Below are 16,290 nucleotides of genomic sequence, written 5' to 3' on the forward strand. Positions count from 1 at the left end.
TCAGACGAGGCCCCTTGGCACCCCGGTCCTTCCGAATCTCGAAGTCCATAACACCCCTTGAGCTGGGGTGTTGCAACGACCACTAGAACCTAAGGCGTCTGCCGGGGGGCTCTCCTGGTTCTGCGCCGGCAGTACTGCGCCGGTTCTGCGCTGGTTCTGCGCCGCGCCTCAGCAGCTGCCGGTGGCGCTCGGGGTGGGGGAGGGCTTGACGGCCAGGGCGAGGGCCGCGGCCGCCTGGGTCTCGTCCAGCAGGGCGTTGTAGCTGTCGCCGATCACGAAGTCCACGCTGGTGTCGGTGCGGGCGTCGGCGGTCACGGTGGCCCCGGCGATCTGGGCGCCCACCAGGGTGCCGGCCGCGACACCGGTCGGGCCGGCGATCACCTGGGCGGTGCCGGGCACCTTCTTGTCCAGCTCGGCGGGGGCGTTGCCGACCTTGCCGATGGTGAAGCCGCGCTTCTTGAGCTCGTCGGCGGTCCGCCCGGCCAGGCCGGCCTTGGTGGTGGCGTTGTAGACGTTCACCGTGACGGCGGAGGGCTGCGGGACGGCGTGCGGGTCGACCGGCGCGCCGGAGGCCGCAGGGGCACCCGGGGTGGCGCCCGCCGTCGGGGCGGCCAGCGGCTTCCCGGACGGGGCGGCGCAGGCCTGGGCCGAGGCGTTCCTGTCCTTGCCGCGGAAGATGTCGTACAGCTGGACGCCGCCGAGGCCGATCAGGGCCAGGGCGAGCAGGGCCGCGAGTGCGGCGATCACCTTGCGACTCTTCTTCGGGGGCCGGCCCAGCCGCGGGTAGGCGTTGCCGGTGACGCGGTACTGCTTCCCCTTGAGGCCTTGGGGAGTCAACATGCTCACGGGTCTGTCTCCCCCTCGTGCCGGGGCGGGGTCGGGATGACGGGAGGGCCAGGGCGGGGGATCCCCCGGGAGCGGGCGGATCCCCTGGTCGCGGCCGTAGTCAGCAGCGTAGTGCCGGACAGCTGCGAAGGTACTAAACGATCATCATCTGGAGTACCCCGGTACCCGAAAGGGGGTACCCGGGTACGCGCGGACCGCCCACCGCCGGGTGGCGAGGGGGCGGTCCGGAGCCGTCGGAGTGCGGCCGTCAGTCCATTTCCAGGACACGGGCGTGCAGGACCTGGCGCTGCTGCAGCGCGGCCCGTACGGCCCGGTGCAGGCCGTCCTCCAGGTAGAGGTCGCCGCGCCACTTGACCACGTGGGCGAAGAGGTCGCCGTAGAAGGTCGAGTCCTCGGCCAGCAGGGTTTCCAGGTCGAGCTGGCCCTTGGTGGTCACCAGCTGGTCGAGCCGCACCGGGCGTGGGGCGACGTCAGCCCACTGTCGGGTGCTCGTCCGGCCGTGATCCGGGTACGGCCGCCCATTGCCGATGCGCTTGAAGATCACACGGAAAGCCTACCGTTCGGACGGCGCGCGGCGCAGCAGCCGTGCCTCCGCCACGCGCACCGGTGCGAGCTGCGCGGGGGCGATTGCGGCTGTTTGATGGGAAATGTCGCGAACATCGCCCGGTCCCGGCCGGGTTCAGGCCCGGCTTCCGACCGCCGATCCCGTCCAGGAGCGTGCACCGATGGACTCCGCCCCCACCCCGACGACCGTCCGGGAGATCGCCGACGGGTACGCCTTCACCGGGCCCGCCCTCGACCTCGGCGCGGTCCTGCTGGACGGCACCGCGTACCCCGACGCGCAGGTGCGCGTCCCGCTCGCGGTGCTCAACCGGCACGGACTGGTCGCCGGGGCCACCGGCACCGGGAAGACCAAGACCCTCCAGCTGATCGCCGAACAGCTCTCCGCCCAGGGCGTGCCGGTGTTCCTCGCCGACGTCAAGGGGGACGTCTCCGGCATCGCCGCGCCCGGCACGCCCGGCGAGCGCACCGCCGCCCGCGCCGCCGAGGTCGGACAGGACTGGACGCCGCTGGGCTGCCCGGTCGACTTCTACTCGCTCGGCGGGCAGGGCGCCGGCATCCCGATCCGGGCCACCGTCACCAGCTTCGGCCCGCTGCTGCTGTCCAAGGTGCTGGACCTGAACGAGACCCAGGAGTCCTCGCTCAGCCTGGTGTTCCACTACGCCGACCGGAAGGGCCTGGAGCTCTACGACCTCAAGGACCTCACCGCCGTCATCGGCCACCTCACCTCGCCCGAGGGCAAGGAGGAGCTGCGCACCATCGGCGGCCTCTCCGCCGCCACCGCCGGGGTGATCCTGCGGGCGCTGACCGTGCTGGAGAACGAGGGCGCCGGAGCGTTCTTCGGCGAGCCCGAGTTCGACACCGCCGAGCTGCTGCGCACCGCCCCGGACGGCCGGGGCGTCGTCTCGGTGCTGGAACTGCCCGCCGTGCAGGACCGGCCGCGGCTGTTCTCCACCTTCCTGATGTGGCTGCTCGCCGACCTCTACCAGGAGCTGCCCGAGGTCGGCGACCTCGACCGGCCCAAGCTGGTGTTCTTCTTCGACGAGGCGCACCTGCTGTTCAAGGGCGCCTCCAAGGCCTTCCTGGAGGCGATCACCCAGACCGTGCGGCTGATCCGCTCCAAGGGCGTGGGCATCTTCTTCGTGACCCAGACTCCGCGGGACGTCCCCGCCGAGGTGCTCGCCCAGCTGGGCAACCGGGTGCAGCACGCGCTGCGCGCCTTCACCCCGGACGACGCCAAGGCGCTCAAGGCCACCGTCTCCACCTTCCCCCGGTCCGGCTACGACCTCGCGACGGTGCTCACCTCGCTGGGCACCGGTGAGGCCGTGGTGACGGTGCTCTCCGAGAAGGGCGCGCCGACGCCGGTCGCCGCGACCAGGCTGCGGGCGCCCCGCTCGCTGATGGGGCCGATCGAGCCAGGGGCGCTCCAGGCGGCCGTGGACGCCTCGCCGTTGACGGCGCGCTACCGGGACGCGATCGACCGGGAGTCCGCGTACGAGAAGCTGGCGGCCCGGGCGCCGCGGCCGGACGCGGCACCGGTCGGGCCGGCCGAGCCCGAACCCGCACCGGCGTCCGCGCCCGCACCGCGGCGGGAGGAACCCCAGGGGGCGGGCGGGCTGCTGGGCTCGCTGCTCAACAACCCGACCGTGAAGTCCTTCGCCCGCTCGGCCGGGAAGCAGCTCGGGCAGGAGATCTCGCGCAGCCTGTTCGGGACGTCCAAGCGGCGGCGCTGACGGGCGACGGTGCCGGGCGGCGCTGACGGGTTCGGGCCCCGGGCGGCGCTGACGGGTTCGGGCCCCGGGCGGCGGGGCCGGGCTCAGGCTCCGAGCGCCGCGCCGATCCGGTCCAGCGAGGACAGCCGCATCAGGCCGTAGTGGTAGAACTCGACCTCGGGGACGCCGAGTCGGCGCAGTTCGGCGAGCTTGGCGGCGAGGTTCTCCGGGCCGTCGCAGTCCGAGGCCATCGGGCGCAGGATCACTGCCATCCGCTCGGGGCGGACGCCGTGCAGGGCGAACGCGGCGACCTTCTCCCGGACTTCGCGCGCGGTCGCGGCGTAGCCGAGGGTCTCGATCTGGTCGGTGGCCCGGGCGAGGGCGGGCAGGTCGATGCCGGACAGCCAGCCCTTGCCGGGGCCGCCGCCGTCCATGAAGCTCAGCCGCATGCCGTGCCGGCGGGCCTGCTCGGTGAGGTCGGCGGCGAGCGCGGTGACGGTGGCGGCGGAGGCGTCCACGTAGGCGGCGAAGGCGCCGTCGGCCAGGGTGCTGAGGTCGGCGGGCCCGGCGGCGGCGTGCTGGTCGGCCAGCCGGTGCCGCAGTTCGGCCCGGACGGCCTCGGCGACCCGGTCGGCCGGGACGCCCGCGCGGGTGGCGGCGGCGCGGCAGTGCGGGCAGAAGCAGACGCCGAGCAGGGCCTCGGCGGTCGGGCCCAGCTCCTCGAAGTAGCGCTCGTGGTGGTAGCCGTGGCGCAGGCCGTGGAAGTGCAGGGACTCGGCGCGGATCGCGTCCACGCCGTAGCGGGCGAGCTCCGCCACCAAGGTCAGCGCGTACTCGCGGACCTCGGGGTGGGCCGGGCAGAGCTCGGTGAGGTGGCGGTCGCCGAAGGCGTTGGCCGGGGCGCAGTCGGGGTGGGCGAAGCCGAGCCGGTCGTTGTGGCAGAAGACCGTCCAGGCGTGCAGTTTCAGGCCGCGGCGGCCCGCCTCGGCGGCGGCCTCGGTGAAGGGGTCGCGGTCGCCGATCGCGGTGGACGGCACGGGCGCCAGTTGGCGGCCCCGCCAGCGGGCCGGGTCGGGGCGGAAGTAGGCGGCGCCCGGCTCCAGGTAGCGGATCACCCGGCGCGGGTTGTGCGGGAAGACGTCCCGGGCCTCGTGGTAGACGGAGGCCAGGGTGACGCCGCCGACGCCGGCCCGGTCGGTGAGGTTGCCGAAGAAGGTGTCGGCGCCCTCGTCGAGCAGGTCGGTGGCGAAGGCGAGGACGGACGACTCCACGGGTGCGGCTCCGGAGCTGGGGGCAGGTGCGCCGTTCACGCTAGCCGCAGGGGTGGCAATGGTCTATACCTGACGGGGCCGATCGGCCGAGAGGCCCCTTGGCGGCCCGGCTAGAGGCCCAGGTCGTCGAGCTCCTTGAGCAGGGCGGCGTTCGGGCTGTCCGGGACGGGGGTGGACGCGGCGGCGGCCGGGGCCGGGGCGGGGGCCGCGGGCACCGGCTTCGGCCGGGCCCGGTCGCGGAGCAGGACGGCGGCGGCCAGCCCGCCGATCAGCCCGCCGAGGTGGCCCAGCCAGCTGACACCGGGGAAGACCGGCAGCACGCCGATCAGGATCGTCCAGTAGACCGCGGCGACGCCGAGGCCGACGACCGCGTCCAGCACGTTGCGGTCCAGGACCCCGCGCAGCACCACGTAGCCGAGGTAGCCGTAGACCATGCCGCTCGCCCCGGCCGTCACGTGGTTCGGGCTCTCCAGCAGCCAGACCAGGAGCCCGCCGGAGACCGTGATCACCAGGCTCGCCAGCAGGAACTTCCGCATGCCCCGGTAGGCGGCCAGGAAGCCGAGCACGAACAGCGGCCAGGAGTTGGAGATGATGTGGTCCCAACTGAAGTGCAGGAAGGGCATGGTGAACATCTCGGGCAGGTCGTCCACCCGCTCCGAGCGCAGCCCGTACTCCCTGGACAGGTCGTAGTCGTCCAGCCAGTTCACCACCTGGACCGACCAGATGACGGCCTGGATCCCGAGCATGGTCAACAGCGCACGGCGGGAATCCGAGAGCAACTGGGCGAGTTTCGAGGCCATGGAATCGACTGTAGGGGCCGCCGGATCGGTCGTGCACCCCATTACAGTGACCGATGTCATCCCGACCGTGAGAGGTGCACCCATGAGCGTTCGCCCGCCGCTGCCGTACGAGTTCCTGCCGCAGGTGCCGTCCTTCCCGCTGAGCAGCGAGGACTTCACCGAAGGCGCCACGCTGGAACAGGAGTTCATCCACGCGGGCGGCAACCTCTCGCCGCAGCTGGCCTGGTCCGGCCTCCCGGAGGGCACCCGGAGCATCGCCGTCACCTGCTACGACCCGGACGCGCCGACCGGCTCCGGCTGGTGGCACTGGCTCGCCCTGAACCTGCCCGCCGACACCGTCGGGCTGCCGCGCGGCGCCGGCTCCTCGGACGACACCCTGCCCGGCGCGGCCTCCTTCCACGGCCGCAACGACTTCCCCGCCAACAAGTACGACGGCGCCGCCCCGCCGCCCGGCGCCCCGCACCGGTACGTGTTCGCGGTGCACGCGCTGGACGTCGAGAAGCTCGACGTCAGCGCCGACACCCCGCCGGCCCAGGTGGGCTTCCACCTCACCTTCCACACCCTGGGCCGCGCGCTGCTGACCGGCGAGTACGGGGTCTGAGCGGCGTGGTGCCCGAACGTCCGGTCGAGGTCTGGCGGCTGCCCGAGGAGGAGCGGCGGGCCGGCCGCCGGGCCGTGACCTGGACGGTCGGGCCGGACGGGGAGCTGGCCGTCCTGCTCGTGCCGGAGGAGTACGCGGCGCCGGCCGGGTCGTGGCCGACCGTCCGGCTGCCCTACGACGGCGAGGTGCTGGTGGCACCCGGGACGGCGGGTGAGCGGCGGGTGCCGCTCACCGGCGTCGCGGTGCCGCCGGACCACCTGGCGCTGCTGCCGGGCGGGCGGGTGCTGCTGGCGGGCGCCCGGGCCGACCGGGACGGCGAGGAGTGGTTGCCGAACGGCGCCGTGTACGGCCCCGGCGGGACGCCGGGGGCGGCCCTCGCCCTCGGCGACGACACGGGCGTGCTGGTGACCGACCGGGCCGGCCGGATCTGGATGGCCTACGGCGACGAGGGCATCTACGGCGACCACCCGATGGCCGCCGCCGGGCTGCGGGCCGCGGACCCCGCGGGGCGGGTGGCGTGGAGCCCGACCGACCTGCCGGCCTTCCCGCTGGAGGGGCTGGCGGGTGCGACCGAGGGCCGGTGCGCCTGGCTGGCCTGGTACCCGAGCCCCTCGGGCAGCTACCTCACCCGGGTCGACCCGGCCGACGGGGCGTCGGGCACGGTGCCCTGCCCGGTCCGGGTGCCGGTCGGTTTCGCGGTCCGCGGGCGGGCGGGCGTCTTCCTCACCGGGGGCGGCGAGTTGACCTGGCAGCTGCTGGTCGGGAAGGCCTGGAAGCAGACCGCGAGGCGCGAGCCGGACCTGCCCGGCGAGCTCGACCGGCGGGCGTACGGGCGGGACGGCGAGCTGTGGTTCCGCCGCGGCGACGGCTGGTACCGGGTGTCGGCCTAGGGTCCGTCGTTCGCGGCGTGCGCGGCCCGCGTCGCGACCGTGCGCAGGTGTTCGCGCAGCTCCGGGGGGTCGTGCACCTCGAAGTCGCAGTCCAGCATGAGCAGTCCGGCCGCCATCCACTTCAACGAGTCGGCGCGGGCGCGCAGCCGGCAGCTGTGGTCGTCGATCGGCTCGATCGCGTAGTCGCCCGTCCAGGGCATCCAGCCGTCGACCTCGGCGGCGGGGCGGTGCACGGTGGCCACCATGGAGCGGGTCGGCGAGCGGCGCAGCCGGTTGGCCACGAACGCGGCGGCGTCCTCGGCGGGGAGCGGGCGCGGGGTGAAGCGGGCGCCGGTGGCGAAGGGGTCGGCGATCCGGTCGACCCGGAAGAGCCGCCAGTCGTCCCGGTCCAGGTCGTAGCCGATCAGGTACCAGCGGCGGCCGGTGGAGACCAGGCGCTCGGGTTCGACGTTGCGCCGGGTCTCGGCGCCGTCGCGGGCCCGGTAGCCGAAGCGCAGCCGCTCGTGGTTGGTGACGGCGCCGGCCAGCAGGGTCAGCGCCTCCGGGTCGACGGTCGGGCCGTCCCCGGTGAGCAGCGGCACGGTGGCGGTGTTGAGGGTGCCCACCCGGTGCCGCAGCCGGGCCGGCAGCACCTGGAGCAGCTTGCCGAGGGCCCGTACCGAGGCCTCCTCGATGCCGACCACGGCGTGCCCGGCGGCCGCCCGCAGGCCGACCGCGATGGCCACCGCCTCCTCGTCGTCCAGCAGCAGCGGCGGCATCGCGGTGCCCGCGACCAGCCGGTAGCCGCCGTCCGCGCCCATGCTGGCCTGCACCGGGTAGCCGAGCTCGCGCAGCCGGTCGATGTCGCGGCGGATGGTGCGGGGGCTGACGCCGAGCCGCTCGGCGAGTTCGCTGCCGGGCCACTCGCGCGGGGTCTGCAGCAGGGAGAGCAGGTTGAGCAGCCGGGCCGGGGTGTCGGTCATGCCGTCCAGCATGCCGGAGGAACTGGGACAGCTCCTGACCTACATGGCCGTTACCGTCCTCGGCGTGGAGAAGAGGACGAGCGAGGAGAACGGCATGAGTACGGCGGGAGCCGACCGGCGGAGGTGGATCGCGCTGGCGATCGTGATGGTCGCCTCCTTCATGGACCTGGTGGACGTGACCATCGTCAACATCGCCATCCCCAGCATCCAGGAGGACACCGGAGCCTCGTTCAGCGCCATCCAGTGGGTCACCGGCGGCTACGCGCTGGCCTTCGCCATCGGGCTGATCACCGGCGGACGGCTCGGTGACATCCACGGCCGCAAGCGGCTGTTCCTGATCGGGATCACCGGCTTCACGCTGGCCTCCGCGCTCTGCGGACTGGCCTCCGGCCCGGAGATGCTGGTCGCGATGCGGATCCTCCAGGGCGGGACGGCCGCCCTCATGGTGCCGCAGGTGCTGTCGATCATCCACGCGACCTTCCCGGCGGAGGAGCGCGGCAAGGTGTTCGGGATGTTCGGCGCGGTGGTCGGCCTGGGCGCGGTGTCCGGTCCGATGATCGGTGCGCTGCTCACCGAGTGGAACCTGCTCGGCCTCGAATGGCGGCCGATCTTCCTGATCAACCTGCCGGTCGGCGTCGCCGGGCTGCTCCTCGGCCGCCGCTTCATCGACGAGTCCAAGGCCGAGCACGCGCTCAAGCTCGACCTGGTCGGCGTCGCGCTGGCCAGCCTCGGCCTGCTGATGCTGATCTACCCGCTGACCCACGGCCGGGAGGCCGGCTGGCCGCTCTGGGGCTACCTGTCGATGGCCGGCAGCCTGCCGGTGTTCCTGCTGTTCGTGGCGTACGAGAAGGTCAAGACCCGGCGGGACGGCTCGCCGCTGGTCGAGCTGTCGCTGTTCCGGGTGAAGAGCTTCGCGGCCGGGATCGGCGTGCAGCTGGCCTTCGGCGTCGCGACGGGCATCTTCTTCCTGGTCTGGACCCTCTACATGCAGGTCGGCCTCGGCTGGAGCCCGCTCAAGGCCGGTGCCACCGGCATCCCCTTCTCGATCGCCGTCTCCGCGGCGGCCGGGCTGTCGGTGCAGAAGCTGGTGCCGCGCTTCGGGCGCAAGGTGCTCCAGGCGGGCGCGCTGGTGATGGTGGCCGGCGTGCTCACCTACATCTGGGAGGCCGACCGGTACGGGACGGCCATCTCGGCCTGGCAGATGGCGCTGCCGCTGGTCGTGATGGGCCTCGGCATGGGGCTGATCGTCGCGCCGATCACCGACGCGGTGCTGTCCGAGGTGCCGCGCCGGCACGCCGGCTCGGCCTCCGGCCTGATCAACACCGTGCAGCAGGTCGGCAACGCGCTCGGGCTCGGCCTGGTGTCGGTCGCCTTCTTCGGGGCGATGGACGACGTGGTCGCGCCCGACGCGCTGGGGACGGCCTTCGGCGGGGCGTTCGTGCACGCGATGTGGTGGGTCGCGGGGGTGCTGGCGGCGGTGTTCCTGCTGATGTTCGCGCTGCCGCGCAAGCGGGCGGTGGCGCCGGTCGAGGCCGGCGGCCCGGAGCGGACCGGTGGCCCGGACGGGACCGGTGGCCCGGAGGGGACCGCGGTGGAGCAGCCGGTCCTGGTCTGAGCTCCGGCCTCCCGGCGAGGGCCCCGGTCGCACTGCGCGACCGGGGCCCTCGCCGCACACTGGGAGGGTCATGGACCGTACGGCGGTGAACTCCTCGGTGCTGCGCTCGGTCGGGTACGACCCGCGGGCGCGGGTGCTGGAGCTGGAGTTCACCGGCGGGCGGGTCTACCGGTACGCGGACGTGCCGCCCCGGGTGTACCGGGAGCTGCTCGCGGCGGAGAGCCACGGGCGGTACTTCGTACGGTCGGTGCGCGGGCGCTACGCCTACACGACGGTGCCGGCCGGGCGGTAGCCGCTGCCGGCCGTCGGGTGGCCGGGTGGTCGTGCGGCCGGGTGGTCCGTCGGCCCGCCGGTGGGCTCAACGGGCCCCGGTGGCGGCCGCGGTGACCGACCGGGTGGTGGTGCGGGGCTTCGCCGCGGCCTTGGCCTCCTTCGCGGCGCGCTTCGTCTCCTGCTTGAACTCCCGTACCAGGGTGAGGGATTCGGGCCCGGTGATGTCGGCGACCGAGCGGTGCGCGCCCTCCTCGCCGTACGCGCCGGCCGCCTCGCGCCAGCCCTCCGGCCGTACCCCGTACTGCTTGCCGAGCAGGGCCAGGAAGATCTGCGACTTCTGCTTGCCGAAACCGGGCAGCGCGTTGAGTCGGCTGAGCAGCTCCTTTCCGGTGCGGGCGTCCTTCCACAGCGCGGCGGCGTCGCCGTCGTACTGCGCGACCAGGAACTGGCACAGCTGCTGGACCCGTTTGGCCATCGCGGCCGGGTAGCGGTGGACGGCCGGTTTGGCCGACAGCAGGGCGACGAACTCCTCCGGGCTGTAGGTGGCGATCTCGTGGGCGTCGAGATCGTTCCGGCCGAGCCGTCGGGCGATGGTCAGCGGGCCGGTGAACGCCCATTCCATCGGCACCTGTTGGTCCAGCAGCATGCCGACGAGCGCGGCGAGCGCACTCCGTCCGAGCAGTTCGTCGGCCTCGGGCTGCTGGGCGAGCCGGACGGTGACGTTCATGAGGTGGGGCCTCCTCGGAGTTGACGTCGGTCGGCGCCCAGTCTGGATGACGCGGCGTGGGTGGACACCGTCAACACGCCCGTAGCTGGGGAAGTCTTGGTGTTCAATCCCTTGTCAGGCCTGCTTTGTTCGTTGGCGGAGCGGTTGTCGGGGGTCTCTCGGGGGTGCGGCGGAAACATATTTGTCCGCAGTGGTCACATCCGTCGCGCGGGCCGGGTCAGTGCCGTGCCCGACCGGATCCGAGCGCATCGGATCGGCCACCCACCGAACGGGGAGCAGTCCCATGGCCGAGTACGTCGTGGGGCCGCTCGCCGAGTACGGCGTCCCGCGCGCCTGGTGGACCTGGCTCGGCGTGGCCAAGGCCGCCGGCGCCCTCGGCCTGCTGGTCGGCCTCGCCGTCCCGGCCATCGGCTACGCGGCCGCCGTCGGCATCGTCCTCTACTTCCTCGGCGCCGTGATCACCGTCGCCCGCGCCCGTGCCTACGCCCACCTCCCCTTCCCGCTGATCTACCTGGCCCCGGCCGCCGCCTCCCTCGCCCTCGGCCTGGCGGCCTGACCACCCCGCACCCCTGGGGCGGACCACCGACCGGTGGCCCGCCCCAGGGGGTTCGTTCGAGTGCGTGGATATATCGCCAACTCGTTTTGTTCGCATGGTCATTCGAGGCGGAAAGAGGAAACGGGAAACCCACAGAACCCCGTTTGACCGGCTGGGTCGCATGCCAATATTCAGGCGGAAGCGAGGGGTGACCGCTTCCGGCCCACGGCGCGGCAGACGCATGGGCGGTTGGATCCAAAGTGGGGGTTGGCATGAGCGCGTCCAGAGGGTCGTCCGGTGAGTTCGGTCCGGAACTCCGCCGTCGGCGGATCGCTGCCGGACTCACCCTCACCCGGCTCGCCGAACTCCTCAGCTATAGCAAGGGCCACCTCAGCAAGATCGAACGAGGGCACAAAGCACCGCCACCCGAGCTCGCGCGGCGCTGCGACGCCCAGCTCCGGGCCGGCGGCGAGCTGGAACGACTGATCGAACCCGCAGAACCGCGACGACGGCGCGCGACCGCGGCCGCCCTCGGACACGAAGCGGAGAGGGACCCGCTGGTCCGGATCGACCGTGAGGGCATCCATTGGTCCGGCGCGCTCGGGCGACGGCAGTTGCTCGTCGCCGGAGCCACCACCATGCTCGGCAGCAGCCTCTCCGAGGGAGGTCCGGCACCGATTGCACCGCCGGTCGTTCCTCCGGCCGTCCCTGTGGACTCCGGTCCGGTCGAGGCCTTCCGGGCACAGCTCGACCAGATGCGGCAACTCGGCCAGAGCAGCGATCCCAACTTGCTCCTGTCGCTGCTCACTGTCCAGACCCACACTCTGCGCGAACTCGCCGTTCGGGCGAATGCGACGCAGCGAGGCCGTTTGCTGGTGCTCGCCGCCCGGTACGCGGAGTACGCGGGCTGGATGGCACAGGAAGCCGGCGACGACCCCTCGGCGCTGTGGTGGACCGCCCGGGCTGTCGAGCTCGCGCAGGCCGGAGGCGACCACGACCTGGCCCCGTACGCGCTGGTCAGGCGTGCCCTGGTCACCTTCTACGCGGGCGATGCGGCGCAGACCGTACAGCTCGTGGAACCCGCTCAGAGCGGAGAGCTGCCACCACGGATCCGTGGCCTCGCCGCTCAACGCGAGGCCCAGGGCCACGCCCTCGCTGGGCACCTGAGTGCCTGCATGCACAGCCTCGACCGGGCCAGGGAACTACTGGCCCGGGCCGACGTGGAGCACGACGGCGGGCCTGTCCTGGGCACCACCAGCCTGGCCGACCCTGCAGCCGTCGTCACCGGATGGTGCCTCCACGACCTCGGCCGTCCCCGTGAGGCCGCTGAGGTCCTCGACCGCGAGTACCCGAGGATCCCGGCGCATGCCGTCCGAAGTCGCGCCCGGTACGGCCTCCGGCGTGCGCTAGCCCACGCCGGAGCGGGCGAACCGGAACGCGCCTGCGAACTCGCCGCGGAACTCCTGCCGGCCGTCCCCGGACTGCACTCGGCCACCGTCCGCTCCGACGTCCATCGGCTCGAGCGGGAGCTGTACCGCTTCCGGGCAGTCCGCCCCGTGCAGGACATCCAGCCGCTAATCGCCAGGGCACTGCGGCCCTAGCCGCCAGTGATCGGCCCGACCCTGGCCGTTGGGCTCAGCTGTACCTGCATCCGTACCCCTCACTCACCGGAGAGGTGATTCGTTATGCCCGATATCTTCGTCAACTACCGCACCAACGATGAGGACAGCACCGCCACCTTGATCGAGCGCGAGCTCTCCCGGCGTTTCGGCACCGATCGGGTGTTTCGTGCCAGCAAGTCCATCACGGCCGGGGGGCGCTTCCCCCAGGAACTGCTGACCGCCGTCCGCCGTTGCGCGGTGCTGGTCGCCGTCATCGGCTCGCGCTGGTCGAACGCCCGAACGGCGGACGGGCGGCGCGCGCTCAACGACCCGGAGGACTGGACCCGCCGGGAGATCATCGAGGCCTTCGAGACCGGTGCGCTGGTCATTCCGGTCCTCGTCGGTCGGGCGACCCGACTCGACCGGCGAGACCTTCCGGTAGAGATCGCTGAACTGGCCGACTGCCAGTACCGCCGCTTCGACAACCGCGACGCGGAGTCCGGCTTGCAGAGGATCGGCGATGACCTCGCAAAGGCATTGCCCCAACTTGCCGAGGCAGAAAAGAAGATCGCCATGGACCACGCCGGAGTGCGTGAGACGTACAACGAGATCGATCGGCAGAACGGCAGCGCGGTGCAGGCCCGGGACTACCGGCACGACCAGAGCGGGGGGATCGGCAACGTAGGACGGGACGTCGGAACGTTCATCAACAGTGCGAACGGGCCGCTGCACACCGGAAGCGGCACGCAGAACAACACCATCCGGCATGGCGGGGTGGAGTTCCACGGAGAGGGCAGCAACTACGTCGAACGCGGCACGGTCAAAAACGACTTCGGTGGCTGGGCCCCCGGCGAGGACCGCCGCCGGTGAGCGAGACAGGGGGTGGGACTCGGATCGGCAGCACGCAGGGGCCGACACACACAGGCAGTGGAGCCCAGAACAACTACCACTACCACTACGAGTCGGAGCGGTTGATCCGTGAGGGTGCAGATCCGCTCCGGGTCGCGGTCGAGCGGCGACGGTGGCTGAGCGAGCGGTTCGTACCGCCACCCGGGTACGAGAGGGCGACTGCCGGACTGCGAGCGTGCGGCACGGCGGTCCTGATCTCGGGCTCCGACGGCAACGGGCGTCGCACCGCAGCCGTCGTGCTGCTTCACCGAGCGGGAGAACCCCGCGATCCGTTCCGTGAGGTTGCGCCGGACGAGAAGCCGAACGAAGCGGGTTCACTGGCGGAGGGTGAACGGGTCCTGTTGGATCTCTCCGGAGTGTCCGAGCAGCAGCTCGTTGCTTCACAGACCCTGGTGCAGTCCTACTGGGACAAGGTCGAGGCATGCCGCGGGCGCTTCGTCGTGGTCCTCTCCAGCGAGCACGAGCACCGCTTGCACCCGGACTTCCGCCAACTGATGGTCCGGGTCGGGCGTCCGGCCGGTGACCAGGTGCTGGCCAGGCACCTACGTGAGGTGCACCTCCCGGCCAGGCGTTGGCCGGAGCTCGGCAAGCTGCTCGACACTGCCCCCATGCGGGACCTGCAGCGTCTCTCCGAGCTGGTGATGGAGGTGCGCACGGCAGGTGGTGACTCCGGTGTGTGGATCGCGAAGGCCATCTCCGCTCTGTGCAAGCGCGGGCGAGAGGTGGCCCGGCAGGTCGCCGATCTCAAGGACGGGCGCCAGCGCGCGCTGCTGTTCGCTGCGGCGATGTTGGACGGGGCCCCCACGGACGCGGTCTTCCGGTTCGCGGAGCAACTGCTCAGGAAGGTCGGTCATCCGGAGGATGAACGGCCACGCCTCGATCACGCCGACCTGAACCAACGGTTGACCGAGCTGCGGGTGGTCGTGGCGAATGGGCGCGTCCACTTCGCTGCACTGGCGTACGCGGACGCCGTCCGTTCCCACTTCTGGCAGTACTACCCGGACCTGCGTGCAGCTTTCGGGGAGTGGGTGGGGGAGATCGTCGGCACGACGGCCGGGCTGGGTACTCCCGACAGGCGCAGACTGGTCGATCGGCTCACGGAACAGGCGCTGCGTTTCGGCGACGTCCAGGTCCTGACCGGAATGGTGGAGTCGTGGGTGGAGGAGACGCGGCTGCTGCCCGAGGTTATGCGGGTTCTGGAACAGGGGCTCAGAAGTGAGACCGGTGGTTCCGCCTTTCGGAAGAAGACCTACGACTGGTCGGTGACACCGAAGTTGCACCCGAGCCTGGTGCAGGTCTTGTCGCTGATCTGCGTCGACGTCATGGCTCCGGACCACCCTGAACAGGCTCTTGTCCGTCTGCACCAGCTCGCGCGGCGGGAGCCCGACGGGGTACCGAGGTATGCCAGGGTGGCTCTGCTCGAACTGGCCTGTAGGAAAGAACAGTTGTATCTGAGACTGCTGGGCCGTGCGAGTGAGGGAATGGAGCGGCAGCCTCCGTGGCGGGCTGATGCCGGAATCTTCCAAGCACTGGTCGAGACACTTCTGTCGGCGGTCCGTCAGGAGCTGGACGGAGGAGAGCGGCTGATGGGGATCCTCATCGACGCCGCTGGAGGAGGGAACGTCGCGCTCAATCGGTTGTACCTGCACGCCCGTGCCTGGGCCGCCGGACCGGATGACGTCCCTGGTCGGCTGAGCCGGGCGGAGGTGGCGGTGCGGTTCTGTCGGCGGATCGACGAGGTGCAGGGAATTGGACCGTTGGTCGGGGGGAGCAGGCGATGAGGGGCGTAGACAAGATTCCAACGGTCGGGTTGGCCCTGGCCGCAGGGACGGCGATCGTCCTGCTCGGAGTGTCGGCCCACTGGCCGGTGTGGTTGTGGGCGGTGCCGGCAACGGTGGCCTTGGTGCTCACCGTGCTGTTGGCGACGGCACGGGTGCCGAGGGCGGAGCCGGCCGAGCCGCCGTGGGAGAAGACCAGGGTGGCCGGGGTAGCACTGCCCAGTCTGGTACCGGACTACGACTTCCAGTTCTCGGCGACGGTTTGGTGGCGACCGGTCCTGAATACGACTGGCACCGTGCACGCGGATCCGGCCGGTTTGGCGGTCGAGACGCTGTTGGCCCGTGCACGCGAGGTGACCGAGTGCGAGGTGCCGGGGCGTCTGGATCTGGTGCAACACCGTCTGAACGGTGTGCTCGGCACACAGAGTCGGGACAGGTCGGGACTGGTTGAGGCGATGGGCGGGCGGGTCGAGCTCAGGCTTTCCGAGGACGACCGGCGCCGATTGGGGAAGCTGTCCGAAGTGCGTAAGACCGAGGAAGTGTGGGAGCACGAACGGCGGTACGAGCAGAGCAAGCGGGCCTACCTCGGCGGCGATGTGTTCAAGTCACCTGGCAGCGCGGCCATGTGGTGGTTGGCGCGGCATGACGACCGGATCCACGAGGCTGTCGATCTGATCGGCCCACTCGCACAGTTGTCGGTGGTGGCCAACAACGAGGCGGTGAGCGACTTGTACGAGCACTTGGTGCCGGGGGCGTTCCCGGAAGCCGAGGAGCCGGATGGGGCCGCCGTGGAGCCACCGGTGGTCGGGCCGCTGGACCGGATGATGAGCGACATGAGGTTGCAGAAGACTTCGCCCGAGGGGCAGGTGTACGTCCACCGGGTGGCGGATGCGACGGATGTTGCCGGTCGGCCGGACGATGCCGGGTTGATCCGGGAGACCTTCATCGAGAAGCAGGGTGGTGAGCAGGAGTCGGCAGAGGCCCCGAGGGTGCGCTTCACGAAGTTCAACGGATCGGTGAACGGCTTCGCGGCGAACGGGACGTCGTCCGACCCGGAGGATTGAGCTGAGCGCCACACCCTCAGCGGTGTGGGTGGGCATTGTTCCAGGGGCGGGGCATCTCGTATGACTGTTTCGGTTGTGGCGGTGCCGGGGTGTGACGGGGGGTCATTCTTGATCCCCAACGACGTGTCGAGAAAGGCCCGCCGCC

The 16,290-nt window shown here is 71.7% G+C and carries 16 protein-coding genes; 10 read left to right on the forward strand and 6 right to left on the reverse strand.

Annotated features, from left to right (window positions below; translation table 11 throughout):
- Positions 1-168 precede the first annotated feature (168 nt).
- Together ACZ58X_RS18890 and ACZ58X_RS18895 are read right to left on the reverse strand one after the other, a co-directional pair.
- Entirely contained in the window at positions 169-840 is a 672-nt protein-coding gene (locus ACZ58X_RS18890) for a LytR C-terminal domain-containing protein (RefSeq protein ID WP_470334960.1), read from the reverse strand.
- 253 nt (positions 841-1,093) lie between these two features.
- Entirely contained in the window at positions 1,094-1,390 is a 297-nt protein-coding gene (locus tag ACZ58X_RS18895) for a type II toxin-antitoxin system VapB family antitoxin (protein WP_014136828.1), read from the reverse strand.
- 181 nt (positions 1,391-1,571) lie between these two features.
- On the opposite strand from ACZ58X_RS18895, the gene ACZ58X_RS18900 reads away from it, so the two are divergent.
- Positions 1,572-3,140 (forward strand): helicase HerA-like domain-containing protein, encoded by a 1,569-nt coding sequence (locus ACZ58X_RS18900; RefSeq protein ID WP_470334751.1) that lies wholly within the window; start codon positions 1,572-1,574, stop codon positions 3,138-3,140.
- An 83-nt stretch (positions 3,141-3,223) separates the two neighbouring features.
- Here ACZ58X_RS18900 and ACZ58X_RS18905 read toward each other — a convergent pair whose 3' ends face one another.
- On the reverse strand, positions 3,224-4,390 hold the full coding sequence (locus tag ACZ58X_RS18905; protein ID WP_470334752.1) for a hypothetical protein: 1,167 nt from the start codon (positions 4,388-4,390) through the stop codon (positions 3,224-3,226).
- A 110-nt stretch (positions 4,391-4,500) separates the two neighbouring features.
- Positions 4,501-5,190 (reverse strand): rhomboid family intramembrane serine protease, encoded by a 690-nt coding sequence (locus ACZ58X_RS18910; protein WP_470334753.1) that lies wholly within the window; start codon positions 5,188-5,190, stop codon positions 4,501-4,503.
- A gap of 82 nt (positions 5,191-5,272) precedes the next feature.
- On the opposite strand from ACZ58X_RS18910, the gene ACZ58X_RS18915 reads away from it, so the two are divergent.
- The gene (locus ACZ58X_RS18915) at positions 5,273-5,791 is read left to right on the forward strand and encodes a YbhB/YbcL family Raf kinase inhibitor-like protein (RefSeq protein WP_470334754.1); all 519 of its coding nucleotides are present in this window, start codon (positions 5,273-5,275) and stop codon (positions 5,789-5,791) included.
- Positions 5,792-5,799: 8 nt separating this feature from the next.
- Positions 5,800-6,681 (forward strand): hypothetical protein, encoded by an 882-nt coding sequence (locus tag ACZ58X_RS18920; protein ID WP_470334755.1) that lies wholly within the window; start codon positions 5,800-5,802, stop codon positions 6,679-6,681.
- On the opposite strand, the gene ACZ58X_RS18925 is transcribed toward ACZ58X_RS18920, so the two are convergent.
- The gene (locus ACZ58X_RS18925) at positions 6,678-7,643 is read right to left on the reverse strand and encodes a helix-turn-helix transcriptional regulator (protein ID WP_470334756.1); all 966 of its coding nucleotides are present in this window, start codon (positions 7,641-7,643) and stop codon (positions 6,678-6,680) included. The genes ACZ58X_RS18920 and ACZ58X_RS18925 overlap by 4 nt on opposite strands.
- A 94-nt stretch (positions 7,644-7,737) precedes the next feature.
- Here ACZ58X_RS18925 and ACZ58X_RS18930 point away from each other — a divergent pair, with 94 nt between their 5' ends.
- Together ACZ58X_RS18930 and ACZ58X_RS18935 are read left to right on the forward strand one after the other, a co-directional pair.
- Positions 7,738-9,258: an MFS transporter gene (locus ACZ58X_RS18930; RefSeq protein WP_470334961.1), complete on the forward strand. Its 1,521-nt coding sequence runs from the start codon at positions 7,738-7,740 to the stop codon at positions 9,256-9,258.
- 70 nt (positions 9,259-9,328) lie between these two features.
- Positions 9,329-9,550 carry a KTSC domain-containing protein gene (locus tag ACZ58X_RS18935; RefSeq protein ID WP_470334757.1) on the forward strand — a complete coding sequence of 74 codons (222 nt, stop codon included), beginning with the start codon at positions 9,329-9,331 and terminating at the stop codon, positions 9,548-9,550.
- A 66-nt stretch (positions 9,551-9,616) separates the two neighbouring features.
- On the opposite strand, the gene ACZ58X_RS18940 is transcribed toward ACZ58X_RS18935, so the two are convergent.
- A complete protein-coding gene (locus tag ACZ58X_RS18940) occupies positions 9,617-10,258 on the reverse strand; it encodes an HhH-GPD-type base excision DNA repair protein (RefSeq protein ID WP_470334758.1) in 642 nt (213 codons plus the stop codon).
- Between the two features lie 283 nt (positions 10,259-10,541).
- On the opposite strand from ACZ58X_RS18940, the gene ACZ58X_RS18945 reads away from it, so the two are divergent.
- The 5 genes from ACZ58X_RS18945 to ACZ58X_RS18965 all read left to right on the forward strand — a co-directional run bounded on the left by ACZ58X_RS18945 (position 10,542) and on the right by ACZ58X_RS18965 (position 16,145).
- Complete coding sequence (locus ACZ58X_RS18945; RefSeq protein ID WP_470334759.1) at positions 10,542-10,814, forward strand: DoxX family protein; 273 nt, start codon at positions 10,542-10,544, stop codon at positions 10,812-10,814.
- A 251-nt stretch (positions 10,815-11,065) separates the two neighbouring features.
- On the forward strand, positions 11,066-12,394 hold the full coding sequence (locus tag ACZ58X_RS18950; protein ID WP_470334760.1) for a helix-turn-helix domain-containing protein: 1,329 nt from the start codon (positions 11,066-11,068) through the stop codon (positions 12,392-12,394).
- 84 nt (positions 12,395-12,478) lie between these two features.
- The gene (locus tag ACZ58X_RS18955; protein WP_470334761.1) at positions 12,479-13,264 is read left to right on the forward strand and encodes a toll/interleukin-1 receptor domain-containing protein; all 786 of its coding nucleotides are present in this window, start codon (positions 12,479-12,481) and stop codon (positions 13,262-13,264) included.
- A gap of 275 nt (positions 13,265-13,539) precedes the next feature.
- On the forward strand, positions 13,540-15,084 hold the full coding sequence (locus ACZ58X_RS18960) for a hypothetical protein (RefSeq protein WP_470334762.1): 1,545 nt from the start codon (positions 13,540-13,542) through the stop codon (positions 15,082-15,084).
- Positions 15,081-16,145: a hypothetical protein gene (locus ACZ58X_RS18965; protein ID WP_470334763.1), complete on the forward strand. Its 1,065-nt coding sequence runs from the start codon at positions 15,081-15,083 to the stop codon at positions 16,143-16,145. The genes ACZ58X_RS18960 and ACZ58X_RS18965 overlap by 4 nt, the downstream gene beginning before the upstream one ends.
- Positions 16,146-16,290 lie beyond the last annotated feature (145 nt).

The organism is Kitasatospora sp. NPDC040550, from assembly GCF_055594965.1.